This window comes from Variovorax sp. GW821-FHT10C12, from assembly GCF_059415405.1.
On sequence record NZ_JBWKNE010000001.1, the window covers coordinates 1,361,394 to 1,387,732 of the forward strand.

At 70.5% G+C, this 26,339-nt stretch carries 21 protein-coding genes; 5 read left to right on the forward strand and 16 right to left on the reverse strand.

Going from position 1 to position 26,339, the window contains the following annotated elements; all coding sequences use genetic code 11:
* The first annotated feature begins 125 nt into the window (after positions 1-125).
* From AC07OH_RS06495 to AC07OH_RS06505, 3 genes are read left to right on the forward strand one after another with little or no spacing between them, the layout of a single operon-like run.
* Entirely contained in the window at positions 126-1,892 is a 1,767-nt protein-coding gene (locus AC07OH_RS06495) for a long-chain-fatty-acid--CoA ligase (RefSeq protein WP_495300014.1), read from the forward strand.
* A gap of 16 nt (positions 1,893-1,908) precedes the next feature.
* Positions 1,909-3,462, forward strand: coding sequence for a long-chain-fatty-acid--CoA ligase (locus tag AC07OH_RS06500; protein ID WP_495300015.1), 1,554 nt, complete (start codon positions 1,909-1,911; stop codon positions 3,460-3,462).
* 3 nt (positions 3,463-3,465) lie between these two features.
* Positions 3,466-4,473, forward strand: coding sequence for an NAD(P)H-dependent flavin oxidoreductase (locus AC07OH_RS06505; protein WP_495300016.1), 1,008 nt, complete (start codon positions 3,466-3,468; stop codon positions 4,471-4,473).
* Here the strand turns inward: AC07OH_RS06505 and AC07OH_RS06510 are convergent.
* Genes AC07OH_RS06510 through AC07OH_RS06550 form a run of 9 tightly spaced genes read right to left on the reverse strand, consistent with a single transcriptional unit; the run spans position 4,463 to position 14,061 of the window.
* Positions 4,463-5,251 (reverse strand): crotonase/enoyl-CoA hydratase family protein, encoded by a 789-nt coding sequence (locus AC07OH_RS06510; protein ID WP_495300017.1) that lies wholly within the window; start codon positions 5,249-5,251, stop codon positions 4,463-4,465. The genes AC07OH_RS06505 and AC07OH_RS06510 overlap by 11 nt on opposite strands.
* Positions 5,251-6,234, reverse strand: coding sequence for an acyl-CoA dehydrogenase family protein (locus AC07OH_RS06515; RefSeq protein WP_495300018.1), 984 nt, complete (start codon positions 6,232-6,234; stop codon positions 5,251-5,253). Before AC07OH_RS06515 ends, AC07OH_RS06510 begins: the two co-directional genes overlap by 1 nt.
* A gap of 26 nt (positions 6,235-6,260) precedes the next feature.
* Positions 6,261-7,424: an acyl-CoA dehydrogenase family protein gene (locus AC07OH_RS06520; protein ID WP_495300019.1), complete on the reverse strand. Its 1,164-nt coding sequence runs from the start codon at positions 7,422-7,424 to the stop codon at positions 6,261-6,263.
* Between the two features lies 1 nt (position 7,425).
* The gene (locus AC07OH_RS06525) at positions 7,426-8,364 is read right to left on the reverse strand and encodes an SDR family oxidoreductase (protein WP_495300020.1); all 939 of its coding nucleotides are present in this window, start codon (positions 8,362-8,364) and stop codon (positions 7,426-7,428) included.
* A 13-nt stretch (positions 8,365-8,377) separates the two neighbouring features.
* Positions 8,378-9,364, reverse strand: a complete 987-nt coding sequence (locus AC07OH_RS06530) for a Bug family tripartite tricarboxylate transporter substrate binding protein (RefSeq protein ID WP_495300021.1) — start codon at positions 9,362-9,364, stop codon at positions 8,378-8,380.
* Between the two features lie 26 nt (positions 9,365-9,390).
* Positions 9,391-10,524 (reverse strand): acyl-CoA dehydrogenase family protein, encoded by a 1,134-nt coding sequence (locus tag AC07OH_RS06535; RefSeq protein ID WP_495300022.1) that lies wholly within the window; start codon positions 10,522-10,524, stop codon positions 9,391-9,393.
* A 6-nt stretch (positions 10,525-10,530) separates the two neighbouring features.
* Positions 10,531-11,706 carry an acyl-CoA dehydrogenase family protein gene (locus tag AC07OH_RS06540; RefSeq protein ID WP_495300023.1) on the reverse strand — a complete coding sequence of 392 codons (1,176 nt, stop codon included), beginning with the start codon at positions 11,704-11,706 and terminating at the stop codon, positions 10,531-10,533.
* A gap of 1 nt (position 11,707) precedes the next feature.
* On the reverse strand, positions 11,708-12,895 hold the full coding sequence (locus AC07OH_RS06545) for a lipid-transfer protein (protein WP_495300024.1): 1,188 nt from the start codon (positions 12,893-12,895) through the stop codon (positions 11,708-11,710).
* A 26-nt stretch (positions 12,896-12,921) separates the two neighbouring features.
* Entirely contained in the window at positions 12,922-14,061 is a 1,140-nt protein-coding gene (locus AC07OH_RS06550; protein WP_495300025.1) for an acyl-CoA dehydrogenase family protein, read from the reverse strand.
* Between the two features lie 97 nt (positions 14,062-14,158).
* Here AC07OH_RS06550 and AC07OH_RS06555 point away from each other — a divergent pair, with 97 nt between their 5' ends.
* Together AC07OH_RS06555 and AC07OH_RS06560 are read left to right on the forward strand one after the other, a co-directional pair.
* The gene (locus AC07OH_RS06555; RefSeq protein ID WP_495300026.1) at positions 14,159-16,960 is read left to right on the forward strand and encodes a winged helix-turn-helix domain-containing protein; all 2,802 of its coding nucleotides are present in this window, start codon (positions 14,159-14,161) and stop codon (positions 16,958-16,960) included.
* A 560-nt stretch (positions 16,961-17,520) separates the two neighbouring features.
* On the forward strand, positions 17,521-19,098 hold the full coding sequence (locus tag AC07OH_RS06560) for an AMP-binding protein (RefSeq protein ID WP_495300027.1): 1,578 nt from the start codon (positions 17,521-17,523) through the stop codon (positions 19,096-19,098).
* A 57-nt stretch (positions 19,099-19,155) separates the two neighbouring features.
* On the opposite strand, the gene AC07OH_RS06565 is transcribed toward AC07OH_RS06560, so the two are convergent.
* The 7 genes from AC07OH_RS06565 to AC07OH_RS06595 all read right to left on the reverse strand — a co-directional run bounded on the left by AC07OH_RS06565 (position 19,156) and on the right by AC07OH_RS06595 (position 26,235).
* Positions 19,156-20,139, reverse strand: coding sequence for a Bug family tripartite tricarboxylate transporter substrate binding protein (locus tag AC07OH_RS06565; RefSeq protein WP_495300028.1), 984 nt, complete (start codon positions 20,137-20,139; stop codon positions 19,156-19,158).
* A gap of 39 nt (positions 20,140-20,178) precedes the next feature.
* Positions 20,179-22,065, reverse strand: coding sequence for a feruloyl-CoA synthase (locus AC07OH_RS06570; RefSeq protein WP_495300029.1), 1,887 nt, complete (start codon positions 22,063-22,065; stop codon positions 20,179-20,181).
* Positions 22,066-22,152: 87 nt separating this feature from the next.
* Positions 22,153-22,977: an SDR family NAD(P)-dependent oxidoreductase gene (locus tag AC07OH_RS06575; RefSeq protein WP_492677137.1), complete on the reverse strand. Its 825-nt coding sequence runs from the start codon at positions 22,975-22,977 to the stop codon at positions 22,153-22,155.
* 40 nt (positions 22,978-23,017) lie between these two features.
* Positions 23,018-23,434: a MaoC family dehydratase gene (locus tag AC07OH_RS06580; protein ID WP_492677136.1), complete on the reverse strand. Its 417-nt coding sequence runs from the start codon at positions 23,432-23,434 to the stop codon at positions 23,018-23,020.
* Positions 23,435-23,445: 11 nt separating this feature from the next.
* Positions 23,446-23,886: a MaoC family dehydratase N-terminal domain-containing protein gene (locus tag AC07OH_RS06585; protein ID WP_492677135.1), complete on the reverse strand. Its 441-nt coding sequence runs from the start codon at positions 23,884-23,886 to the stop codon at positions 23,446-23,448.
* Between the two features lie 2 nt (positions 23,887-23,888).
* Positions 23,889-25,073, reverse strand: coding sequence for a lipid-transfer protein (locus AC07OH_RS06590; RefSeq protein WP_495300030.1), 1,185 nt, complete (start codon positions 25,071-25,073; stop codon positions 23,889-23,891).
* A 22-nt stretch (positions 25,074-25,095) separates the two neighbouring features.
* The gene (locus AC07OH_RS06595; protein ID WP_495300031.1) at positions 25,096-26,235 is read right to left on the reverse strand and encodes an acyl-CoA dehydrogenase family protein; all 1,140 of its coding nucleotides are present in this window, start codon (positions 26,233-26,235) and stop codon (positions 25,096-25,098) included.
* Between the last annotated feature and the right edge of the window lie 104 nt (positions 26,236-26,339).

Here is a 26,339-nt window from a genome sequence, read left to right on the forward strand (position 1 = left end):
GTGGGTGGTCGCGGCCGCGAGGCCGTTCCGGCGGCCACCCGATCGGGGTGGCCGCGCCGGTGCGGGCGCGCGTTCTACTCGCCTTCATCCCCAAGACCCAGACACGAGGCCGACCCGGACCCAACATGCAGGCAGCAGCCCCCCGCGCCACACACCCTTGCCCCACGCCCGCGGGCGTGACCGAGCGCCCCGTCGGCGCCTTGTGCATCGACCCGGCGCGCGCCCGTGGCGGCCTGCCGCGCGAGGCCCACATTCCCGAGACCAGCCTGTTCTGCAACCTCGAGACCTCGGCCCGCCGCTACCCGGCCAAGACCGCGGTGCAGTTCTTCGGCAAGGCCGTGCGCTACGACGAACTGCTGGCCGAGACCGAAGCCATGGCCGGCCACCTGCAGCATGCGTGCGGCGTGGCGCCCGGCGACCGCGTGCTCGTGTTCAGCCAGAACTGCCCGCAGTTCATCGCCGCCTACTTCGCGATCCTGCGGGCCGACGCGGTGTTTGTGCCGGTCAACGCCATGCTGCTGCGCGACGAGCTCGAACACATCGTGCAGGACAGCGGCGCGGTGGCGGCCTTCGTGGCCAGCGAACTGCTCGAACGCATCGCGCCGCTCGTGGGCACCGGCGCGCTGCGCCGGCTCGTGGTGCATGCCTACGGCGACGCGCTCGGCGACGCGGACGACGACGCCGCCCTCGTGCCGCCCGACTGGGTGCGCGCGCGCATCGCCGACGTGGCGCTGCCGCCGGCCGCCGTGTCATGGCAGGCCGCGCTGGCGCGCCGGCAGGTGCCGCACCCGCACCGCGCGGGGCCCGACGACCTGTGCATGCTGCCCTACACCTCGGGCACCACCGGCAAGCCCAAGGCCTGCGTGCACACGCACCGCACGGTGATGACCTCGTGCGTGGGCTCCTCGCTGTGGCGCCGCACGCATCCGTCGTCGGTGTACCTCGCGGTGGCGCCGCTGTTCCATCTGCTGGGGCTGCAGAACAACGTCAACTCGGCCATCTTCTGGGGCGGCACCATCGTGCTCATGCCGCGCTGGGACCGCGAGGCCGCGGCGGTGCTGATCGAGCGCCACCGCGTGAGCTTCTGGGCCGCGCTGCCGGCCATGCTGGTCGACTTCTTCGCGCAGCCCGGCATCGAGCAGCGCGACCTGTCGAGCCTGGCCGTGGTCACCGGCGGCGGGGCCGCCACGCCGCAGCATGTGAACGACATCCTCAAGCAGCGCTACGGCCTGGACTACATCGAGGGCTACGGCCTGACCGAAAGCGCCAACTTCCTGTGCGCCAACCCCATGCACCAGCCGAAGAAGGGCTGCCTGGGCGTGCCCACCTTCGGTGTCGACCTGCGCATCGTCGATCCGCAGACGCTGGCGCCGCTGCCGCAAGGCGAGGCCGGCGAGATCGTGGTGCATGCCGCGCAGATCATGCTGGGGTACTGGAACCACGCGCAGGCCAATGCCGAGAGCTTCTTCGTGCGCGACGGCAAGCGCTTCTTCCGCACCGGTGACCTCGCCAGCATGGACGCGGAAGGCTACGTCTTCATGCGCGACCGCCTGAAGCGGATGATCAACGCCTCGGGCTTCAAGGTCTGGCCGGCCGAGGTCGAGGCCGCGCTGCACACGCACCCGTCGATCCTCGAAGCCTGCGTGATCGCCGCGCCCGATGCGCGGCGCGGCGAAACGGTCAAGGCCGTGGTCACGCTGCGCGACGGCTGCAGCGACGACAGCGCCACGCTGCTGGCCTGGTGCCGGGAGCACATGGCCGCCTACAAGGCGCCGCGCATCGTGCAGATCGTCAAGGCGCTGCCCAAGTCGGCCACCGGGAAGATCGCCTGGCGCGAGCTGCAGGAGCAGGAGGCACGCACTGCTCAGGCCGCCGAAGCCACGGCCCACTGAGCGAAAGCACTGCACCATGTCCATGACCCTTGCGCTGCGGCGCTCGATCCAGGCCGCGCCCGAGCGCATCGCCACCGTCTTCTACCAGCGGCGCCAGAGCTTTCACACCTTCGGCGACCGCGTGGCCCGGCTGGCGGGCGCCCTGCAGTCCCTCGGCATGGGCCCGGGCGACCGCGTGGGCCTGCTGGGCGTGAACTCCGACCGCTGGCTCGAAGTGCTGATGGGCGTCTGGTGGGGCGGCGGCGTGCTCAACCCCGTCAACACGCGCTGGAGCGTGCCCGAGATCGTCTACTCGCTGGACGACTGCGACACCGGCATCCTCGTGGTCGACGATCATTTCCTGGACCGCGTCGAAGGCATCCGCGCCAGCGCCAAGAGGCCGCCGGTCTTCATCTACGCAGGCGAAGGCCGCGCGCCAGACGGCATGCCGTCGCTGGCCGCACTCATCGACGCCGCCGCGCCGGTCGAGGACGCCGACCGCGCCGGCGACGACCTGGCCTGCATCCTCTACACCGGCGGCACCACCGGCTTTCCCAAGGGCGTGATGCACAGCCACTGGACGCTGTGGGCCATCGGCGTGCAGCGCTTCGCGCAGACGCCCATGCCCGAAGGCAGCATCGCGCTGCACGTCGCGCCGCTGTTCCACATGGGCGGCATCGGCCGCGCGCTGGTGCAGTTCATCGCCGGCGAAACGCACGTGCTGGCCACCGCCTTCGACGCGCGCGAGGTGCTGCAGACCATCGAGCGCGAGCGCGTGACCGACGTGCTGCTGGTGCCCACCATGCTGCAGGCACTCATCACGCACCCGGAGTTCGACTGCTTCGACCTGGGCAGCCTGCAGCGCCTGGTCTACGGCGCTTCGCCGATCGCCGAGCCCGTGCTCGAGCGTGCGATGGCCTTGCTGCCGGGCGTGGCCTTCACCCATTCCTACGGCATGACCGAACTGGGCGGCGCCACCTCGAACCCGCCGGGCAACCACGGCGCCGAAGGCCGCGCCTCGGGCCTGTCGCGTTCGGCCGGCCGCGCCAACGTCGGGGTCGTGGTGAAGGTGGTCGATGCCAACGGCCGGGAACTGCCGCGCGGCGAGGTCGGCGAGCTTGTCGTGCGCGGGCCCAACGTGATGCGCGGCTACTGGAACAAGCCCGAGGAAACGGCGCGCGTGCTGCGCGACGGCTGGCTCTACACCGGCGACGGCGCCCGCATGGACGCGGGCGGCCACATCTTCATCGTCGACCGGCTCAAGGACATGATCGTGAGCGGCGGCGAGAACGTGTACTCGGCCGAGGTCGAGAACGTGATCGCGCGGCATCCGGCCGTGCAGGCTTGCGCCGTCATCGCGGTGCCGCATGCCCAGTGGGGCGAGGCGGTGCATGCGGTGGTGGTGCGCAAGCCCGGCGCGCAGCTCGACGACGCGACCCTGCACGCCCACTGCCGCGACGCCATCGCGGGCTACAAGTGCCCCAAGAGCATCGAGTTCCGCGAATCGCTGCCGCTGTCCGCCGCGGGCAAGGTGCTCAAGCGCCAGCTGCGCGAGCCGCATTGGGCGGGGCAGTCCCGCCAGGTGAGCTGAGCCGTGGCGCGCTTTCGCACCCGCCTCACCGAAGGCTTCGGCATCCGCCATCCGATCCTGCTCGGTGGCATGCACCACCTGGGCCAGTCGGACATCGTCGCGGCGGTGGTCAATGCCGGCGCGATGGGTTTCATCACCGCCCGTTCCTTCGACACGCTCGACGACTTTCGCGCCGACCTGCGCCGCTGCCGCGCGCTCACGGGCGGCCGGGCCTTCGGCGTCAACCTGACGCTGTCGCGCCGCGCGGGCGCCAACGCGCAGGTGCCGGGCTGGATCGAGGTGGCGCTGGCGGAAGGCGTGCGGCATTTCGAGAGCGCCGGCGATTCGCCCGAAGCGCTGGTCGAGCCCATCCATCGCGGCGGCGGCCTGCTGATGCACAAGTGCCCCAGCGTGCGCCATGCCCAGAGCGCGGCGCGCCTGGGCGTCGATGCCATCGCGCTGGTCGGCTGCGAGGAGGGCGGGCACCCCGGCGCCAACCCGCTGTCCGCCTTCGTCAACGGCGCGTTCGCGCTGGAACAGATCCGCTTGCCGCTCGTGCTCGGTGGCGGCATCGGCAGCGGACGGCAGATCGCGGCGGCGCTGGCGCTGGGCGCCGACGGCGTGGTGATGGGCAGCCGCTTCCTGGTGGCGAGCGAAGTCCGGGCCCACGAGGCGCTGAAGCGGCGCATCGTCGAAACCGGGCCCGAAGGCTCGACGGCCATCCTCGGCTCCATCGGCGACACCTGGCGCGTGCTGCACAACGAGGCCGCGCGTGAAGTGCAGCGCCTGGAAGCGCAGGGCGTTCGCAGCCATGCCGGGTTCGGCGACCTGATCCTGTCCTCGCGCACGCGCCAGCGCGTGTATGCCGACGGCGACGTGGACGGCGGCATCGTCTCCTTCGGACCGGGCGGCGCGTTCGCCGACGAGATCGTGCCGGCCGCGCAGATCGTGGAGCGCCTGATGCGCGATGCCGCGCAGGCCGCAGGGGCCTTCGCGCGACAACACATCACGGCGCCTGAACTCAGCCCTTGAACACCGGCGCGCGCTTCTCGACGAAGGCCGCCACGGCCTCGTGATGGTCCGCCGTCTGGTGCGACATCACCTGGAAGGCCGCCGACATTTCGAGCAGCGTGTCCAGCCGCGAATGCAGCGCCTCGCGCAGCAGGCGCTTGGCCAGTCGCACGGCGTGCGGCGGGTTGGCAGCAATCTGTTCGGCGATGGCGCGGGCCGTGGGCAGCAGCTGCTCGCGCGGCACCACGCGCGACACCAGGTTCCATTCCGCGGCCTGGCGCGCGTCGATGGTCTGGCCGGTCAGGGTGAGTTCGGTGGCGCGCGACAGGCCGATGATGCGCGGCAGCAGCCAGGCGCCGCCGTCGCCGGGAATGATGCCCAGCTTGACGAAGCTTTCGGCAAATTTCGCCTCTTCGGCCGCCACGCGGATGTCGCACATGCAGGCCAGGTCCAGGCCCGCGCCGATGGCGTGGCCGTTCACCGCCGCGATCACCGGCACCTCGAGGTTGAACAGCGCCAGCGGCAACTTCTGGATGCCCAGGCGGTATTCGCGGCGCAGTTCCATCGCCGGCAGTTCGCTGTAGCGCCCCATGTCGCGCACGTTGCCGCCCGACGAGAAGGCCGAGCCCGCGCCCGTGAGGATCACCGCGCGCACCGAATGGTCGGCGTGGATGCGGTCGATGGCGGCCAGGAACTCCGGCACGGCCGTGTTGCCGGTGAGCGGGTTGCGGCGCTCGGGGTCGTTCATCGTCAGCGTGACGATGTGGCCGTCTTGTTCGTAGCTCAGAAAGTCGGTCATCAAAGAATCTCCTCCATGGTGAATTGCAGGACCAACGGCGTCGCGCTGCCGAGCAGCGCCTCGCCGACGATGCGGTTCCAGTGCGTTTCCGAGCCGTCGGCCATGCGCCATTCGTGCAGGCGGCGGCTGTAGAGCTGGAGGTCGAACTCCTCGGTGACGCCGATGGCGCCATGCAGCGCATGCGCCGTCGATGCCACCAGCGGCACCGAGGCGCTGGTGCGCGCCTTGGCGGTAGCGGCGGCCAGCAGCGACGGGATCTTTTCGCCGGCCCGGAAGGCCAGCTCGGCCGCCACGCCGGCGCACGCGACGTGCTCGGCCATCACGCTCAGCTGGTGCTGCACCGACTGGAACTTGCCGATCGCCTTGCCGAACTGCACGCGGTCGTTGCAGTAGCCCAGCGTCATCGCGAACAGGCGCTCCATCGCGCCCGCGAGGGCGGCGGCGTGCAGTGCCGCGCTGAACACGGCAACCTGCGCGCCTTTGTCACCGACCGGTGCGCCGACAGCATCTGCGGTCCAGCGCAGCGATGCGCCGAGGCTGGCGCGAACGCCGGTGGTCGTGCGCTGCGCGCGGGCGGCGTCGAGCAGCACGAGCTGCCCGTCGACGTTGGCGAGCACGTGCTCGGCGATGGCGCCGAACGCAACGTGGGCCGCGCTCACCGACCCGTCGGCCGCGCGCCGCGCATGGCCGGCCAGCGTGAGCAGGCCGGGCGGCGGTGCCACGTCGCCCAGCAAGGCGCGCGCCGCGATGCGCTGCGCCGCGGGCACCGGCACCGCGTGCCGGCCGAAAGCGACAAAGATCGGAAAGACCGCGTCCAGGTCGAGCCCGGCGCCGCCGGCGTCTTCGCTGGCCATCAGTTCGAGGAACCCGCTCTCGGCCAGCGCGCTCCACAGCGCTGCGGCCGAGCCGCCGTTCTCGATCGCGCGGATGGCACCCGGCGTGCAGTGGTCGACGAGGATCGCCTCGATGGCTTCGGTGAACATGTGCATGTCTCCTTGGGGGGGCGTGCTCAGCGCAGGCCCAGGCCGCGCGCGATCATGCCGCGCAGGATCTCGCGCGTGCCGCCGCGCAGCGAGAAGGTGGGCGAGATCTGGCTCAGGTAGGCGATGGTGCGGTGCAGGTCGGCATCGACCTCGGCGCCGCGCGCCGGGTCGGCCGCCACGGCCGCTTCGATGGCGGCGGGAATCGCCTGCTCGAACTCGGTGCCGATGTCCTTGACCAGCGCCGCCTCGACCACGGGGCTCTCGCCGCGCGCCAGCTTGGTGGTCACGGCGATCGACAGGCTGCGCAAGGTGGCGAGCTGCGTCGTGAAGCCGCCGAGCAGCACGGCGTCGGCCGGCGTGAAGCCGGTCTTGCGCAGGCTCTGCAGCCAGGTGTCGAGCAGCACCACGCTCGAATACAGCCGCTCGGGCCCGCTGCGTTCGAAGGCCAGCTCGGCGTTCACCTGCATCCAGCCGCTGCCTTCGTCGCCGATCAACGCGTCGTCCTTCAGGAAGACGTCGTCGAAGGTGACTTCGGAGAAATGCGCGTCGCCCGTGAGGTCGACGATGGGCCGCACCTGGATGCCGGGCAGCGAGAGGTCGACGATCAGCTGCGACAAGCCGGCGTGCCGGTCTTCGGGTGCGCCCGAGGTGCGCACCAGCGCGATCATGTAGTGCGAGCGCTGCGCGTTGGTCGTCCAGATCTTGCGGCCCGTCAGGCGCCAGCCGCCGTCCACGCGGGTGGCGCGCGTGCGCACGCTGGCCAGGTCGGAGCCGGCGTTGGGCTCGCTCATGCCGATGCAGAAGAAGGCCTCGCCGCGGCAGATGCGCGGCAGGTAGAAGTCCTTCTGCGCGGCGGTGCCGAACTTGTTGATCAGCGGGCCGCTTTGCCGGTCGGCGATCCAGTGGGCCGCGACGGGCGCGCCGGCCGAGAGCAGTTCCTCGACCAGCACGAAGCGGCGAAAGGCATCCAGGCCCGCGCCGCCGTACGCGGCGGGTAGGGTGATGCCGACCCAGCCGCGCTGCGCGAGCCGGCGGCTGAAGGCCGCGTCGAAGCCCATCCAAGTGCGCGCGCGCACGGCGGGCGCGGCTGGTTCCAGGTTCGTCGCGAGGAACTCGCGCACCTGCGCGCGAAAGGCCTCGGCCTCGGCGGGCAGCATGGCGAGGCGGAAGGACTCGAGCAGTTGGCTCATGCTAGTGCTCCGTGGGAATCTCGCCGGTGGTGAGCGCGTTGGGCGCCGCCTGTTTCACCAGCCCGGGGATCAGATCACCCAATTCCTCGACCGTCCAGCGCCCTTGCTTCTCGATGCGCGGGCCGGCGTGCCAGCCCTCGGCCACCGTGATGCGCCCGCCGCGCGCGCCGAACACGCGCCCCGTGATGCCGCGCGACGCGCTGCTGCCCAGCCAAGCCACCAGCGGCGCGACGTTCGACGGGTCCAGCGGATCGAAGTCGGGCGTCTCGTTGCGGATCGCCTGCCACTTGGGGCTGGCGAAGATGTCTTCGGTCAGCCGGCTCATGGCGGTGGGGTAGATGGCGTTCACCGTCACGCCGTAGCGGTCGAGTTCGCGCGAGGCGATCACCGACAGGGCGGCGATGCCGGCCTTGGCGGCGCCGTAGTTGGACTGGCCGGCGTTGCAGTACAGGCCCGAGGACGAGCTGGTGTTGATGATGCGCGCGTCGCGCTGGCGGCCGGCCTTCGATTCGTTGCGCCAGTAGGCGGCGGCGTGGCGCGAGGGCGCGAAGGTTCCGCGCATGTGCACGCGGATCACGGCGTCCCAGTCTTCCTCGTCCATGTTGACCAGCGTGCGGTCGCGCAGGATGCCGGCGTTGTTGACCAGCACGTCGAGGCCGCCGAAGGTGGTCACGGCCGCGTCGATCATGCGCTGCGCGCCGGCCCAGTCGGCCACGTCGTCGCCGTTGGCAATCGCCTGTCCGCCCATCGCTTCGATCTCGGCCACGACCTCCAGCGCCGGGCCGCTGGCCGCGCCGGGGCTGCCGTCGCCGCGCCCGCCCAGGTCGTTCACCACGACCCTGGCGCCCTGGCGTGCGAATTCGAGGGCGTACTCGCGGCCCAGGCCACGGCCCGCGCCGGTGATCACGACCACGCGGTCCTTGCAGAGTTGCTGCTTCATGTCGATGTACTCCTTACTTTTGCGTGAGGTCGACCTGCTTCGACAAGGCGCGGTAGCGCGCGCGTTCCGACGCGATCATCTCGCCCATCTCCTTGCTGCCGACGGTGAACACTTCGGCGCCCGCCGTCTCCGTCACGTAGGTGGCGAACTCCGGCTGCTTCATGGCCTTGAGCAGCGCCGCCTCCAGCGTCTTCACGGCGGGCTCGGGGGTCTTGGCGGCCACGCCCAGGCCGATCCATACGTACAGGTCGTAGTTCGGCTGGCCGTTCTCGCGCACCGTGGGCACGCTGGCCAGCTTGGGGTGGCGTTCCTTGCCGGTCACGGCCAGCGGGCGCACCTTGCCCGAGGCGATCAGCGGCAGCGCGCCGCCGACGTCCAGCAGCGCCAGGTCGACCTGGCCGCCCATCAGGTCGGTCTGCACCTGCCCGGGCGACTTGTAGGGGATGTAGTTGAACTCGACGCCCGCGCCTTGCTGCAGCATCAGCGCGCCGATGCGGTAGTGGTTGCTGTAGCTGGCCATGCTCACGGTCTTCGGGCTCTTCTTCGCCGCGGCCATCGCTTCGGCGTAGGTCTTGTAAGGCGAGTTGGCGCCGGTCACCAGCACCGCCGCGCTGCGCAGCATGGTGGCGAGCGGGCGCAGTTCTTTCTGCGCGTCGTAGGGCAGGCTGTCGTTGATCAGCGGGTTGATCACCATCGACGAAGGCGAGAGCATGAGCACGCTGTAGCCGTCGGCCGGCGAGGCCAGCACGCTCTGCACCGCCAGCACGGCGTCGCCGCCCGGCTTGTTCTCGATGAAGGTCGACTGGCCGCCCAGCTCCGGCGTGACGAGCCGGGCCACCAGGCGCGTGACCGTGTCCGAGCCGCTGCCCGGCCCGAGCGGCACGATGAAGCGCACGGGGCGCGAGGGGAAAGCGTCGGCGGCCTGCGCGGGCGGCATCGCGACGGCGCAGAGCGAGGCCAGTGCGGCGCCCAGCAGGCGAAAGGTGTGGCGGCGGTTCATGTCGTGTCTCCGTTCGGTTGCTTGAATCAAAGGCGTGCCAGGTGCACGAGTCGCGCGGCCTGCGCGTCCACGTCGCCGAACAGCTGGTCGAGCACGTGGACGCGGCGCAGGCAGTGGCCCACGGCGTATTCCTCGGTCATGCCGATGCCGCCGTGCGACTGGATCGCCTGCTGGCACAGCGCCCGCGCGTGGCGGCCGATGGCCAGCTTGGCGCGCGGCAGGTCGGTGGCGGCGTGGTCCGAGGCGGGGTCGTCGACGGCCACGGCGGCGGCGATCGCCATGCTGCGCGCCATTTCGAGCGCGACGGCCATCTCGGCCACGCGATGGCGCAGCGCCTGGTACTCGCCGATGAGGCGGCCGAACTGCTTGCGCGTGGTGACGTAGGCGGTGGTGAGCGCAAAGGCCGCCTCCATGGCGCCGACCATGTCGGCGCAGACGGCGGCGGTGCCGGCGGCCACGGCGGCGCGGAGGGCGGCCGCGGCCTGTGCGTGGTCGGCCACGTCGCCCAGCGGCTCGGCGACCGTGCCGTCGAGCCGCAGTTCGCCGGCGGGCGTGTCGTCGATCAGGCGGAAGGGGCGCAGCGTGGCATCGGCGGCCTCCACGAGGAAGAGCGCCAGGCCGTCTGCATCGCCGGGCTGGCCGCTTACGCGCGCGCTCACCACGAAGCGATGGGCCGCGCTGGCATGCAGCACGAGCGACTTGGCGCCGTCGAGGTACCAGCGCTCGCCGTCGCGCCGCGCGCGGGTCTCGACCCACAGCGGTGCGTGGCGCCCTGGCGCTTCGTCGTGCGCCCAGGCCATGCGCAGGCTGCCGTCGGCCAGGGCCGGCAGCAGGCGGTCTTTCTGCGCGTTGCTGCCCGCCGACAGCACGGCCGTCGTGGCGAGCACGCTGGAGGCCAGGTAGGGTTCGAGCAGCAGCGCGCGGCCGAAGGTCTGCATCACCGGCAGCCGGTCGCCCGCGCCGCCGCCCAGGCCGCCGAAGGCCTCGGGGATGCCCAGGGCCGTGACGCCCAGCGCGGCCAGCCGGTCCCAGGCCGCTTCGCTCCAGCCGGCCGGCGAACGGGCGATGGCGCGGCGCTGCTCGAAACCGCAGTGGTCGTCCAGCAGCCGCGACAGGCTGTGCGCCAGCGCCTGCTGGTCTTCGTTCAGGTCGAATTGCATGGCTTCTTATCCCAGGAGCGTCTTGGCCAGGATGTCCTTCTGGACCTCGCTGGAGCCGCCGTAGATGGTGGTCGCGCGGTAGAAGAAGTAGCGCGGGGTGGTGGCCGCCAGCGCAGGCAACTGTCCGGCATCGCCTTCGATGTCGTGGCGCTCCAGGCCGGCCGGGCCGGCCAGGCGCGCGACCAGCGTGGTCAGCGCCTGCATCAGCTCCGAGCCCTTGAGCTTGAGCACCGAGGCGAAGCCGGGGTTCTTGCGCCCGATCTCGGGGTCGAGCAGGAAGCGCCAGTTGGTCAGCTCCAGCGCGCGGATCTCCGCGCCCAGCTCGGCCAGTTCGACGCCCAGCTTCGGGTCGTCGAGCAGCCGCGTGCCGCCCTGGCGCAGGCCGGCCGCGAGTTCGCGGGCCGCGTCCAGGCGCTCCCAGCACAGGCCCACGTTGGCGATGTTGGTGCGCTCGCTGGCCAGCAGGTACTTGGCGCAGTCCCAGCCGCGGCCCTCCTCGCCGACGAGGTTGGCGACCGGCACGCGCGCCTTGTCGAAGAAGACCTCGTTGAGGTGGTGCTGCCCGTCGATGGAAACGATGGGGTGCACCGACACGCCCGGCGTCTTCATGTCGATCAGCAAAAAGGAGATGCCGTCCTGCTTGCGCGCCGTCTGCTCGGTGCGCACCAGCGCGAAGATCCAGTCGGCCTGGTGCGCCGAGGTGGTCCAGATCTTCTGGCCGTCGACGACGTAGTGGTCGCCGTCGCGCGCGGCGCGCGTGCGCAGCGAGGCCAGGTCGGAGCCGGCATCGGGCTCCGAGAAGCCCTGGCAGAACCACAGTTCGAGCCGCGCGAGCTGGGGCAGGAAGAAGCGCTTCTGCGCCTCGGTGCCGAAGCGCAGCAGCACCGGGCCGAGCATCGCGATGTTGAAGGGCAGGGGCAGCGGCGCGCCGGCGCGCTGCAGTTCTTCGAACAGCACCAGCCGTTCGGTGGTGCCCAGTCCGGCGCCGCCGTATTCGGCGGGCCAGTGCGGCGCGGCCCAGCCGCGCTCGTGCAGGATGCGCTGCCAGGCCACGGTGTCCTGCTTGCGCGGCGCATGGCCGCGACGCAGGCGCGCGCGGATGTCGGCGGGCAGGCGTTCGGCGATGAAGGCGCGCACCTCGTCGCGGAAGGCGAGGGCGTCGGCGGGCAGCTGCAGGTCCATGTCAGTTCCTGCCGTAGAGCGTCACGACGCAGGCGCCGCCCAGGCCCACGTTGTGCTGCAGGCCCAGGCGCGCGCCTTCGACCTGGCGCTTGTCGGCGCTGCCGCGCAGTTGGTGCGTGAGCTCGTAGCACTGGGCCAGGCCGGTGGCGCCCAGCGGGTGGCCCTTGGACAGCAGGCCGCCCGAGGGGTTGATGACGACCTTGCCGCCGTAGGTGTTGTCGCCGTCGTCGACGAACTGCTCGGCGCCGCCCTCGGGGCAGAAGCCCAGCGTCTCGTAGCTGATGACCTCGTTTTGCGCGAAGCAGTCGTGCAGCTCGCACACGTCGATGTCCTCGGGGCCGACGCCGGCCGCCTCGTACACGCGGGTGACGGCGGTGTGCGTCATGTGCGTGCCGATCCAGCTGAGCATCGACGGCGGCTCGAAGGACTGCACCGGGTCGGTGGCCATGGCCTGCGCCAGGATCTGCACGTCGGTGCGCAGCCCGTGCTTCTTGGCGAAGCGCTCCGACACCAGCAGCGCCGCCGCGCCGCCGCAGGTGGGCGGGCAGGCCATCAGGCGGGTCATCACGCCGGGCAGCAACACGGTGTCGTTCATGACCTCTTCCGTCGTCACGACCTTGCGGAACAGCGCCAGCGGGTTGTTGGCCGCATGGCGGCTGGCCTTGGCGCGCACGGCGGCGAAGGTCTCCATGCGGCAGCCGTAGCGCTCCATGTATTCACGGCCCGCGCCGCCGAAGGTGCGCAGGGCCTGCGGCATGCCGTCCATGTCGGCCGTGAGGCCGCGCAGCACCGGCAGGAAGCGCTCGCGCGTGGGCGGGCGGTCGTCCCAGTGCGACTTGAGGGCGCCGGCCTGCATCTGCTCGAAGCCCAGCGCCAGCACGCAATCGGCATCGCCCGAGGCGATGGCCTTGCGCGCCAGGTACAGCGCGGTGGAACCGGTGGAGCAGTTGTTGTTGACGTTGACGACCGGAATGCCCGTCATGCCGACCTCGTACAGCGCCGTCTGGCCGCAGGTGGAGTCGCCGTACACGTAGCCCACGTAGGCTTCCTGCACCGCGTCGTAGCCGATGCCCGCATCGGCCAGCGCGCGGCGCACGGCCTCGGCGCCCATCTCGGTGTAGCTCAGGCTCTGGCCCGGCTTGGCGAAGGGGATCATGCCGACGCCGGCGACGATTACTTTTTCGGTCATGTGTGTGGTCCTGCGAGAAAATGGAGTCAGAGTTTTCTGGAAATAAGGTCGCGCTGGGTTTCGTTGCTGCCGCCGAACACGCGCGTGATGCGGTAGTCGGTGAAGGCGCGGGCAATCGGGTACTCCAGCATGTAGCCGTAGCCGCCGTGCAGCTGCACCATGTCGTCGATGCACTTCCACAGCGTTTCCGTCGCGAAGAGCTTGGCGATGGCCGCCTCCTGCACGCTGATGCGCCGGCGCATGTGTTCGCCGATGTAGTAGTCGACCAGCGTGCGGGCCGCCACGGCCTGCGCCTTGATGTCGGCCAGCTTGAACTTGGTGTTCTGGAAGTCCCACACCGTGCCGTCGAAGGCCTTGCGTTCCTTCACGTACTCGAGCGTCTGCTCCAGCAGGCGCTCCAGCTTGGCGGTGCTGTACACGGCGATGATCAGGCGCTCCTGTGCCAGCTCCTGCATGAGGCAGACGAAGCCCTTGTTCTCTTCGCCCAGCAGGTTGTCGACCGGCACGCGCACGTTGTCGAAGAACAGCTCGGTGGTGTCGGCGGCCGGCTGGCCCACCTTGTCGAGCTTGCGCCCGCGCCGGAAGCCCGCGCGGTCGGCCTCGACCATGATCAGGCTCACGCCCTTGCTGCCCGCGCCCGGGTCGGTCTTGCAGGCGACCAGCACCATGTCGCAGTTCAGGCCGTTGCTGATGAAGGTCTTGCTGCCGTTGATGACGTACTCGTCGCCGTCGCGCACCGCGCTCGTGCGGATCGACTTCAGGTCGGAGCCCGTGCCCGGCTCGGTCATGGCGATGGCCATGATGGTCTCGCCGCGGCAGATCTTGGGCAGCCAGCGCTGCTTCTGTTCCTCAGTGCCGAAGCGCACGATGTACGGGGCGGTGATGTCCGAGTGCACCGACAGGCTGAAGCCCGAGACGCCCGAGCGGTGCAGCTCTTCGGCCAGCACGCACGAGTGGCCGAAATCGCCGCCGCCGCCGCCGTATTCGGCCGGCACGGTGACGCACAGCAGGCCCTCGCGGCCGGCCTTGAGCCAGGTCTCGCGGTCGGTGCGGCCCGCGGCGTCCCAGGCGGCTTGGCGCGGCAGGCATTCGCGCTCGAAAAATCGCCGAGCGGTGTCGCGCAGCATCTCGTGGTCTTCGCGGTACACGGTGCGGTGGATGTTCACGCAGGTCTCCTTGTCTTGCAGCGATTCTGGGCGCCGCACCCCCTTAACCCCACTACCCCGATCGGGTGGCGGGCGGGCCACAATGCCGGCCAGAGACATGCAGAACAAGCCACTTTCCCCCTCGCGTTCGCCCGACGCCTCCGGGCTCAAGGCCCTGGTCGCCACCAAGATGGTTCCCCCCCGCAGCGCCGGGCGCGCCGTGGCCCGCGAAGCGCTGCTGGCGCGGCTGATGGAAGGGCGGCGCCGCCGCTGCGTCGTGCTGCAGGGCCCGGCCGGCTGCGGCAAGACCACCACCCTGGTCGCGTGGCGCCAGGCATTGCTGCCGCTGGGCTTCGACGTCGCCTGGCTCAGCCTCACGCCTGAGGACAACGAACCCACGCGCCTGCTCGACTACCTGCTGGCCAGCGTGGCGCAGGTGGCGCCGGTCGCCACGCAGGAGGCCGCCGACTACGCCGGCCGCGGCGTCGACAGCGAAGCCGTGGAGCGCGCCCTGATCGCGCTGGTGCGCGGCATTGCCGCCCATCCGCGCGAGCTGGTGCTGGTGCTCGACGACCTGCAGCACCTCATGGACGCGCGCCTGCACGAGGCGCTGCAATGGCTGCTCGACTACGCGCCGGGCAACCTGCACCTGGCCATCGCCTCGCGGGGGGCGCTGCCGCTGTCGCTCGACCGCCTGCGCGCCGAGGGCCAGGTGCTGGAGATCGACGTGCGCGACCTGCGCTTTTCGCCGGCCGAGTCCGAGCGCTTCCTGCAGTCGCAACTGGGCAGCATCGCGCCGCGCGATGCGCTGGCGCTGCACGAACTGTGCGACGGCTGGGCGGCCGGCCTGCAGCTGCTGGCCATCAACTGGAAGAAGCGCCGCCAGGAGCTGGGCGTGGGCGCGGGCCAGGTGCCGGGCGACTTCGTGCGCGCCCACGTGCAAGACCCGCAGGCCTTTGCCGCCTACTTCGAGAAGGAGGTGCTGTCGCACCTGGCGCCGGCCGACCTCGACCTGCTCATCAGCGTGTCGGCCTGCAGCCGCTTCTGCGCGCCGCTGTGCGCGGCCTTGCTCGGTCGCCCTGCGGACGATCCCGCCACGGCGCCGCTGCTGGCGCGGCTGGAGGGCGAAAACCTGTTCATCGTGCCGATCGAGAGCAGCGCCGAGCGCGAGACCTGGTACCGCCTGCACCCGCTGCTGCGCGAGACGCTGCGCGGGCGCCTGCGCCAGCGCAGCGAGGCCGCGCAGCGCGCGGTGCACCGCATCGCGTGGCAGTGGTTCCGCGACCACGGCCTCATCGACGAGGCCGTGCGGCAGGCCGTGGCGGCGGGCGAGGGCGCCGCCGCTGCCGCGCTGGTCGAGAAGTCGGCCCACGGCCTGGCCGTGCGCGGCGAGCTGCGCAAGCTGATCGGCCTGGTGCGCCAGCTGCCGCCGGCCGAGGTGCAGGCACGCATCGGACTGCGGCTGTGGATGATCCGCATCGAGCTGTTCGCGCGCGAGCTGGACGCCTTTTCGGCCCACATCGCGCGCCTGCGGCCCGACATTCCGCCGGACGACGCCATCAGCCACTACTGGCTCACGCTGCTCGAGGCCTCGCTGGCCCTGCAGCACGACGACACCGACGCCGCCCAGGCGCTGCTGCCGCGCCTGCAGGCCGCGCCCGAGGGTGCGGACGCACTGGCCACCGGCGCGCGCGACAACATCCTGTCGTGGCTGTACATGCACCGCGGCGACTACGAGCGCGCGCGGCGCGTGCAGCAGGACAACCCGATCCGCCTGATCGACGGCGAGCCGCTGCGCGGCAGCTCGTCGGGCACGCTGCAGGGCCGCAGCCTGGCCGGCCTGAGCTACGCCATGGAAGGGCGCATGACGCAGGCCGAGCGCGTCTACCGCGAGGTGCTGCGCGAGGCCAACGAGGGCGGCAGCGCCTGCGTCGACGCCACCTACCTGTCGACCGCGCTGCTGGGCGAGGTGCTGTACGAGCACGGCGAGATCGACGCGGCGCTGGCGCTGCTCGAAGACCGCGTGGACGCGCTGGAGCGCGTGTCCATTCCCGACTCGGTGCTGCGTGTGCACCGCTCGCTGGCCTCCGCGCACTGGGCGGCCGGGCGGCGGATGGAAGCCATGGCCTGCCTGGAGCGGCTGGAGGACTACAGCGCCGCGCTGGGCCTGGACCGGCTGCTGGTGCACAGCCTGACGATGCAGGTGCACTACCGCCTGCAGATGGGCGATGCGGCCGCCGCCGAGGCGGCGCTGGCGCGCGCCAACGAGATCGACGCGCGGCATGCCGACGCCGCGCACAGCGCGCTCGGCGAGATCGCCGTGGTGGCCGAGCGCGCGCGCATCCGCTGGGCGCTGGCCCGTGGCGACACCGACGACGCCGCGCGCCGGATCGAAGCGCTGATCGCGAACATCGAACTGCGCGGACGGCAGCGATTGATCGCGCAGATGAAGCTGCTGCAGGCGCTGATCGAGCAGCGCCGGGGCAGGGCGCAGGCCTCGCGGGAATGCACGCTCGCGGCCTTGCGCAGCGGCCACCGGCTGGGCCTGGTGCGCAGCCTGCTCGACGCGGACCCGGCCGTGATGACGCTGGTGGCGGAAGTGGCCAAGGACGCATCGCTGGACCCGGTGCTCGGTTTTTATGCGGAGCGCCTGGGTCGCGTGGGACTCGTGCCTGTCGCTGCCGATGCGCCTGTCTCGGTGGGTGTGGCCCCCGAGGCGAGCAGGCGCCCGGTCGAGCCGTTGAGCGAACGCGAGCGCGACGTGCTGGGCTTGCTCGCTCAGGCCATGCCCAACAAGAAGATCGCGTTGGCACTGGGCTTGTCCATCGACACCGTGAAGTGGCACCTGAAGAACATCTACGGGAAGCTGGGCGTGGCAGGGCGGGATGAAGCGGTGGCGTGGATGCAAGGGGGCGGATGAACGGAGGGCATATCCTCTCTCCACCAAAGGTGCGCGCAGCGGGACGGCTCGAAAGCTACGCACTGTCTTCGGAGCCAATCTCGTCACATCTCTGGAATCATTTTCATGACGTCAACTGCAGCGGCCGTAGAAGAGATTTCCCGGGTAGTTTGCGAACAGCCACATCGGAAGGAACCTCATCCTGCCAACGACCAAGGCGCGGGGCGGCGCCTGTCGATTCTTTGGCGCATGCAATGCGCCTTTCGCTGAACAGAAATCGGACAGCTGCAAACAAGTCCCCTGGGAGTCGTTTTCGCCAGATGCCGACGCTGGTTGCTGGTATGCGACCGGCGTCGCTCATTCGCGAGCGCGAGCCGATTTGCCGTAAGAAGCCTGGGCGCCACCGTCGAAGCAAGGCGCTGGGGCCCGTGTGGAAAGCAGCAGCGACCGTTGGCGCACGACCGCTGGAGAACGGCGCCTGCCCCCCAACGCGGGTGGCCGCCCCAGCCGGTTCGGACGGCCTACTCAAGCCCACGGGTCGAAATCCGCCCGCAGCCCTGAGAAACGAAAGCCCGGCCGCCATGCACCCACTTCCCAGTCCGACCCTGCACCAGGGCGCCACCTTCGCCGAGCTCTACCGCGGCGCCTTCAAGGCCTTTGCCATGCGCGAAGCGCTCGTGGGCGATGGCGTGCGCATGCGCTACCGCGAACTCGAACAAGGCTGCCATCGCATGGTGCGCTGCCTGCAGGCGATGGGCCTGCGGCGGCAGGACGGCATCGCCGTGCTGGCCGCCAACCGGCCCGAATCGGTGATGGTCATCATCGCAGCGCACCTCATGGGGCTGGTCTACACGCCGCTGCACCCGCTGGGGTCGGAAGAAGACCAGGCCTTCATCTTGAGCGACGTGAAGGCCAGGGCGCTGGTGATCGGCGTGCCGCAGCATGCGCAACGCGGGGCCGCGCTGGCGCAGCGGCAGCTGGTGCCGCATGTGCTGACGCTGGGGCCGGCCGCCTACGGCATCGACCTGCTGGCGGCATCGGATGGCATGGACGGCAGCGACATCGCGCTCGACGCGCAGCCCGACGACATCCTCAAGATCGCCTACAGCGGCGGCACCACGGGCCGCTCCAAGGGCATCGTGCATCACCACCGCACGGTGGTGACGTCGGCGCTGCAGCAGCTCGCCGGCTGGGAGTGGCCGCAGGAGGTGCGTTTCCTGGCGGCCACGCCGGTGTCGCATGCGGCGGGCGCGATGCTCCTCACGACCTTTCTGCAAGGCGGCACGGTGCATCTGCTCGAACGCTTCAGCGTCGACGGTTTTCTGAAGACGGTCGCGACCGAGCGCATCACCACGACCTTCCTCGTGCCCACGCAGATCTACGGCCTGCTCGACGCCGCCGAGGCGCTGGCGGCGCACGACGTGTCGAGCCTGCAGCTGGTGTTGTACGGCGCCGCGCCGATGGCGCCGGCGCGCTTGCGACAGGCCCTGGCCCGTTTCGGTCCGGTGTTCGCGCAGGTCTACGGCCAGGCCGAGGCGCCCATGACCATCAGCTACCTGCGCCGCGACGAGCACGACCTCGATCGCCCCGAACGGCTGGGCAGTTGCGGTCGCAGCCTGCCGGGCAACCAGGTGCGCCTGCTCGATGCCCACCACGGCGAAGTGCCGGTGGGCGAGATCGGCGAGCTGTGCGTGCGCGGCCCGCTGGTGATGTCGGGCTACCTCGACCGGCCCGAGGAAACCGCCAGGGCCTTCGCCGGCGACTGGCTGCACACGGGCGACATGGCGCGCCGCGATGCCGACGGGTTCCTCTACCTCGTCGACCGCGCGAAGGACATGATCATCAGCGGCGGCTTCAACGTGTATTCCAGCGAAGTGGAGAGCTGCCTGGCGCAGCACCCGGGCGTGGCGCTGTCGGCGGTCATCGGCGTGCCGCACGCGAAGTGGGGCGAGGCGGTGATGGCGGTGGTGGTGCGCAAGGAGGGCGCGCGGGTGGAGGCCGACGAGCTGATCGCCTTCGTCACCGAGCGCAAGGGCGTGGTGCAGGCGCCCAAGGTGGTGAGCTTCGTCGACACGCTGCCGCTGACCGCGCTCGACAAGGTAGACAAGAAGGCGCTGCGCGCCAGGCACTGGGCGGGGCAGGACAGGCAGGTCGGATAGAAGACAGCAAAACGGCCGCACGCAGCGGCCGTTCGCATGCCTGTCGGCGCTTGCGCTTCAGTCCACCTTCGCGCCCGACACCTGCACCAGCTTCTGGATCACCGGTCCACTCGCCTCGAAGTTCTTCCTGAACTCGGCCGAGCTGTTGCCCATGCCCACGAGGCCGAAGGCCTGGAAGCGTGCCTTCATGGCGGCGGTCTGCACGACGGCGCGGGCTTCTTTCTCCAGCCGCGCGAGGATCGGCGCCGGGGTCTTGGCGGGGGCGGTCAGCATCACGCCGCCGATCGGCTTGAACTCGTCATCGGGGAAGCCGGCCTCGACCATGGTGGGCACGTTGGGGAGTTCGGGCAGGCGCTTGTCGCCGACGATGGCCAGGGCCTTCAGGCGGCCGCTGGCGATGTGCGGGGCCATGGTGCCCAGGGTGCCGATGCCCATCGGGATCTGGCCGCCGAGGATGTCCTGGATCATCGGCGCCTCGCCCTTGTACGCGGCATGCGCCATGTCGAGGTGGCGCGATTCGCTCAGGTGTGCCATCAGCAGGTGGCTGGAAGAGCCGACGCCAAATGAGCCGTAGTTGACCTTGCCCTTGTTGGCGGTGGCCCAGCTCACCAGCTCCTTCATGTTCTGCACGGGCACGTCCTTGCCGACCGCGAACACCAGGCTGGCCGAGCAGATCTCGGTGATGAAGGCGAAGTCGCGCCGCACGTCGTAGGGCACCTTCGAGAACATGTAGGGCGCGTAGTAGATCGGCGTGGCATGCGAGAAGAACAGCGTGTAGCCGTCGGGCGCGGCGCGCGCCACCGCCGAGGCGCCGAGCAGGCCGGAGGCGCCGGGCTTGTTGTCCACGATGACGGTCTGGCCCAGGCGCTTGCCGAGTTCGTCGGCCATCACGCGCGCGAGCACGTCGGTGGCGCCGCCCGGCGGCGCGGGCAGCACGAGCGTGATGGTGCGCGTCGGGTAGTCCTGCGCGAAGGCGAGGGTGCCGCAGGCGAGGGCGGCGATGCCGATCCATCGTCTGGCGAAATGAGATGTGCTGTGCATGGTGTCTCCGTTTTTCTGTGAATGCGAGGAAGGGCGCGTTCAGGCGCGCGCCACCTGCGGGCCGGGCTGCGGCGCGAACAGCTGCGCCACCAGGCCGGCCCGGCGCGCGCGCGTGGCCGACTGGTTGACGTAGCCCTTGTCCGCGATTTCGTTGGCGTCCATCGAAGGCGGCTCGGCCATGAGCAGCAGGCGCTCGACGCGCAGGCTGGCGCTGCCGCCGTCCTTGCGCAGGCGCTCGCCGAGGGCCGCGACCAGCGCCGGATGCGCCACGAGCGCGGCGGCGTCCAGGCCCGCGAGTTCGGGCAGCAGGCGCTGGCAGGCGGCCACGTTGGGCCAGGCCAGCGCGGCGACGTAGGTCTGGTCGTGGCCGCAGATGACGGCGTCGGTGATCAGCGGCGCGCAGCGCTCGACCAGCCCCAGGCGGACGGCACCGGTGCGCACCCAGGTGCCGTTGACCAGCTTGAAGTCTTCCGCCACGCGGCCGTCGAAGCGCATGCCCCGGGTGGGGTCGCTGGCGTCGACCAGCCGCACCGCGTCGCCGAGCTTGAAGAAGCCTTCCTCGTCGAAGGCCGCCGCCGTGAGCGCGGGCTGCGCGACATAGCCGCTGAAGTTGTGGGCGCCGCGCACCCGGATCTCGTAGCGCTCGCATTCCAGCGGCACCAGCTTGATCTCGGTGCCGGGCGCGGGCGCGCCGATGTTGGCGAGGTCGTCGCAGGCCCAGTTGCGGTAGGTGCCCACGCCGGTGGTTTCCGTCGAGGCCAGCCCGGTGCCGAACACGATGCGTTCGCCCACGGTGCGCTCGGCCACGCGCTGGATGCGCTCGTTGACGTCCTGCGGCAGGCTGGCGCCGCCGTAGCCGAAGTTGACGACACGCGCGAACAGGCTGCGCGCCAGCTGCGGGTCGCGCTCGAGTTCGGTGGCAAGCAGGGTCCATGCCGAGGGCACGCTGGTCAGCACGGTGGGCGAGACCTCGCGCAGGTTGCGCACCGTGCGCTCGAACAGGCCCGGCAGCGGCTTGCCGTCGTCGATGTAGTGCGTGGCGCCGAGCAGCACCGCGCGCCCGAGGTTGAGCACGCCGCCCAGGGCGTGGTGCCAGGGCAGCCAGTCGAGGAACACGGGAGGCTCGTCCTGCTCGGCGAAGCTGGCGAACATGTCCGACTGGCTCGCCGCCGTCGCCTGCAGGTTGCGGTAGCTGATGGGCACGCCCTTGGGCACGCCGGTGGAGCCGGAGGTGAAGAGAATGCGCGCGATGTCGTCCGGGCGGATGGCCGCGTGCGCGGCAGCCACGCGATCGCGGCACGCGGCCGTGAGTTCGCGCGCCGAGAGCGCCTGCCACGACAGGGCGCCCGGTGCGGCGCTGTGTACCGCGATCACCGGCACGTCGGGGCCACCGACGGCGGCGACGGCGCGTTCGAAGGTGGCGCCGTCCTGCACGAACAGCGCGGTCGGCGGCACGAGTTCGCACACGCCCTTGAGGCGCGCGAAGTCGCGGCTCAGCAGCGAGTAGGCAGGCGACACCGGCGCGACCGGCACGCCGACGTATTCGGCGGCCAGCAGCAGCACCAGCTGCTCCAGCGAGTTGGGCGAGAGCACGACCAGCGGCCGGCCCTGGCCCAGGCCGAGTTCGAGCAGGCCCGCGCCCACGATCTGCACCTGCTGCCACAGCGCGCGCCAGCTGAGGCGCTTCCATTCGCCGCTGTGCGCGTCGCGTTCGCAGAAGGCCGGCAGGTCGCCGCGGCGTTCGGCCCAGTGGGGGATGTAGCCCGCGAAGCCCGTGCGGCCGGTGGCCTTGGGCGTGAGCGGGGAGCGCAGGATCAGCGTGCCGTCGGCGCGCCGTTCGCACAGGGTCTGGCGAACCGCATAAGGCACGGCGCGGTAGCGCACCGCGGCAGGGGCCCGGGTGGGTTCGTCGGCGAGGGTTGTCATGTGTGTCGTGTCTCCGGAATTTTTCTGGACCAACGCGAGGCCGCGGGCGTGCCAGGCCACCCGCGGCCTTCCCCGCCCGGCGCGCGCTTACTGCGGCGAGCCGGCCACCGCCACGATCTGGCCGGTGATGTAGTTCGACTCGGGCAGGCAGAACAGGTACACCGCGCCGGCCGCTTCTTCCGGCGTGCCGCCCCGGCCCAGCGGGTTGCGCTGCGCGTGCGACTTGAGCAGCTCGGGGTTCAGGCCCACGCGGATGTCGCGGCCTTCGATGTTCACGGTGGCGCCGGCCTTGGCATCGGCGTTGGTCATGCGGGTGTGGATCAGGCCGAAGGCCACCGCGTTGACGTTGACCTTGAAGCGGCCCCACTCGCGGCTCAGTGCGCGCGTCATGCCGATCACGCCGGCCTTGGCCGACGAGTAGTTCATCTGGCCGGCATTGCCGTTCAGCGCCGAGGTCGACGAGACGTTGACCACCTTGCGGTACACCTCGATGCCCTTTTCCTGGTCGGCCTGCGCCTGCGCCTTGATCACGGGGTAGGCCGCGCGCAGGATGCGAAAGGGCGCCGTCATGTGGCAGTCGACGATGGCGTGCCATTGCTCGTCGGTCATGCGCTGGATCACGTCGTCCCAGGTGAAGCCGGCGTTGTTGACGATGATGTCGATGCCCTTGAAGTGGTCCATCGCCGTCTTGATGTAGCGCTCGGCGAAGTCGGGCGCGCTGACGTTGCCCGCGCAAGCGACAGCCTCGGCGCCGTTCTTCTTCAGCAGCTCGACCGTCTCCTGCGCCGGGTCTGCGTCCAGGTCGTTGACCACGATGCGCGCGCCCTGGCTGGCCAGCTTCAGTGCGATGGCCTGGCCGATGCCGCGGCCCGAACCGGTGACCAGTGCCACCTTGCCGTCGAGAGTTCCCATGTGTGTGTCTCCAGAAATGAATGAAGGGGTTGATGGATGTTCAGAGCGCGACCACGGCGTCGCCCACGATGCGGACCTCGCCGTACTGGTTGCGCGTTTCGATCTCGAGTCGCACGCGCTGTTCGCCGTCCACCTCGAACTTCTCGACCACCCGGCCCGCGCAGGTGATCTGGTGGCCCAGGTGCGTGATGCCGGTGAAGCGCACGCCGAAGCTGCGCAGCCGGCGCTGGTCGACCCACTGCGTGAGCAGGCGCCCCAGGTAGGCCATCGACAACATGCCGTGCGCGAACACGTCGGGCATGCCGGCCTTGCGGGCGTAGTCGATGTCGATGTGGATCTGGTTGTGGTCGCCCGAGGCGCCGGCGAACAGGGCCAGCGTGGTGCGGGTGATGGGCGGCAGTGCCAGCGGGGGCAGGGCGTCGCCGACCTGGGTGGTTGCAAGGGAAGGGGTGTGCATGGTCGTTGCCTTCATGCGTTCTTGTGAACGAGGATGGAGCGCAGGTCGGCCACGTGCTCGCCGCGCTGGTTGGTGACGCGCGACTTGCGTTCCACGAAGCTCAGCGCGCCGCCTTTCTTGTCGTAGATGTCGGCGATGTGCGTCTCGAACTGCAGCGTGTCGCCGGCGTAGGCCATGCGGTGGTACGCGAAGCTTTCCTCGCCGTGCAGGATGCGCGAGGTCACGATGCCCAGCGTCTCGCGCCAGGCGTTCGAGGGAATCTGGAACTCCAGCGAGAACAGGAAGGTCGGCGGCAGCGGCAGGCCCGGGTGCCCGGCGTCGCGCGCGGCCGATTCGTCCAGGTACACCGGGTTGGTTTCGCCGATGGACTTGGCGAAGAAGCGCAGCTGCCCCGCCTCGGCCGTGGCCTGGTAGACCGGCAGCTTCATGCCGATGTGCTTCTTGTCGATCATGTTCAGGCCCTCTTGTAGATCGTCACGACGCCGGCGCCGCCCAGGCCCAGGTTGTGCTGCAGCGCCACCTTGGCGCCTTCGACCTGGCGTTGGTCTGCCGTGCCGCGCAATTGATGCGTGAGTTCGTAGCACTGCGCCAGGCCCGTGGCGCCCAGCGGATGGCCCTTGGACAGCAGGCCGCCCGAGGGGTTGGTGACCCAGCGACCGCCGTAGGTGTTGTCGCCGTCGTTCACCAGCTTCTCGCCTTCGCCTTCGGGGCACAGGCCCAGGCCTTCGTAGGTGAGCAGCTCGTTCTGCGCGAAGCAGTCGTGCAGCTCGATGACGTCGATGTCCTTGGGGCCCACGCCGGCCTGCTCGTAGGCCTGCTTCGCGGCCAGGGCCGTCATGTCGAAGCCGACCACGCGGATCATGTCCTTGGCGTCGTAGGTGCTGGGCAGGTCGGTGGCGAGCGACTGGCCGGCGATCAGCACGTCGGTGCGCAGGCCGCGCTTGCGGGCGAAGGCTTCCGACACCACGATCGCCGCGGCGCCGCCGCAGGTGGGTGGGCAGGCCATGAGGCGGGTGATGACGCCGTCCCACAGCATGGGCGCATTCATCACGTCCTCGGTCGTCACGACGTTGCGGAACACGGCCAGCGGGTTGTTGGCGGCGTGGCGGCTGGCCTTGGCGCGGATGGCGGCGAAGGTCTCCAGCTTGGTGCCGTACTTGCGCATGTGCGCACGGCCGGCGCCGGCGAACTGGCGGATGGCCGAGGGGATCTCGGGGTGGCCGACCAGTTCGTCCACCACCTGGGCGGCGCGTTCCAGCGCCGGTGCGCGGTCGTCCCAGCGCGACTTGAGCGCACCCGGGTTCATCTGCTCGAAACCGAAGGCCAGTGCGCAGTCGACAGCGCCGCTTTGCACCGCCTGGCGCGCCAGGTACAGGGCCGAGGAGCCGGTGGCGCAGTTGTTGTTCACGTTGAGCACCGGGATGCCGGTCATGCCCACGCGGTACACCGCCTTCTGCCCGCAGGTGGAGTCGCCGTAGACGTAGCCGGCGTAGGCCTGCTGCACGTCGCTGAATTCGAGCCCGGCATCGGCCAGCGCGCTGCGGATGGCCTGCTCGCCCATCACGTCGTAGGGCTCGCTGGTGCCGGGTTTCTTGAAGGGGATCATGCCGACGCCGGCGACGAATACCTTGTGTGCCATGGGGTTCCTTGAGTGGTTTGAATCAGAGCTTTCGCGCAATCAGCTCGCGCATCACTTCGCTGGTGCCGCCGTAGATCCGCGTCACGCGCATGTCGACGAAGTCGCGCGCGATGGGGTACTCCAGCATGTAGCCGTAGCCGCCGTGCAGCTGCACCATCTCGTCGAGCGCCTTGCCCAGCGTTTCGGTGGCGAAGAGCTTGGCGATGGCCGCTTCTTCCAGCGTGAGGCGCCGGCGCATGTGCTCGCCGATGTAGTGGTCGATGAGGGTGCGCACGGCCACGGCCTGCGCCTTCACGTCGGCCAGCTTGAACTTGGTGTTCTGGAAGTCCCACACGGTCTGGTCGAAGGCGCGGCGCTCCTTGACGTAGGCCAGCGTGTTCTCCAGCGCGCGTTCCAGCCGCGCGGCGGCGCCCACGGCGATGGTGAAGCGCTCCTGCGGCAGCTCGCCCATGAGGTAGGCGAAGCCTTTGCCTTCCTCGCCCAGGCGGTTGGCCACGGGCACGCGCACGTTGTCGAAGAAGAGCTCGGCCGTGTCCTGCGCGTACTGGCCCACCTTCTCGAGCTTGCGCCCGCGCCGGAAGCCCGCGCGCGTCGCCTCGACCGCGATCAGGCTGATGCCCTTGGCGCCGGCGGCCGGGTCGGTCTTGCAGACCACGAGGACCAGGTCGGCCGTGAGGCCGTTGCTGATGAAGGTCTTGCTGCCGTTGATGACGTAGTGGTCGCCCTCGCGCACGGCGGTGGTGCGCACCGCCTTCAGGTCGCTGCCGGTGCCGGGCTCGGTCATGGCGATGGCCAGGACGATCTCGCCCGAGGCTGCGCCGGGCAGCCACTTGCGCTTCTGTTCCTCGGTGCCGGCGCGCAGGATGTAGGGCGCGATGATGTCCGAGTGCATGCCGAAGGCCGGGCCGCTCACGCCGGAGCGCGCCACCTCTTCGCTGAACACGGCGGCATGGCCGAAGTCGCCGCCGCCACCGCCGTACTCCTCGGGCAGCGAGGCACACAGCAGGCCTTCGCGGCCGGCCTTCAGCCAGGTCTCGCGGTCGACCTGGCCGGCGCGGTCCCAGTCGGCCTGGCGCGGCTTGCATTCGCGTTCCAGGAAGCGGCGCACCGTCTCGCGGTACATCTCATGGTCGTCTCGAAAGACGTTGCGGGTCACGTTCACGGATTTGTCTCCTGAGGGGCTCGTGGCAAGACCCAAAGGTAAATCCGGGGGCGCGGGGGACCACCACTCCCGATGGGGGGCGGGTTGACCCGAAGGGGGAGGGC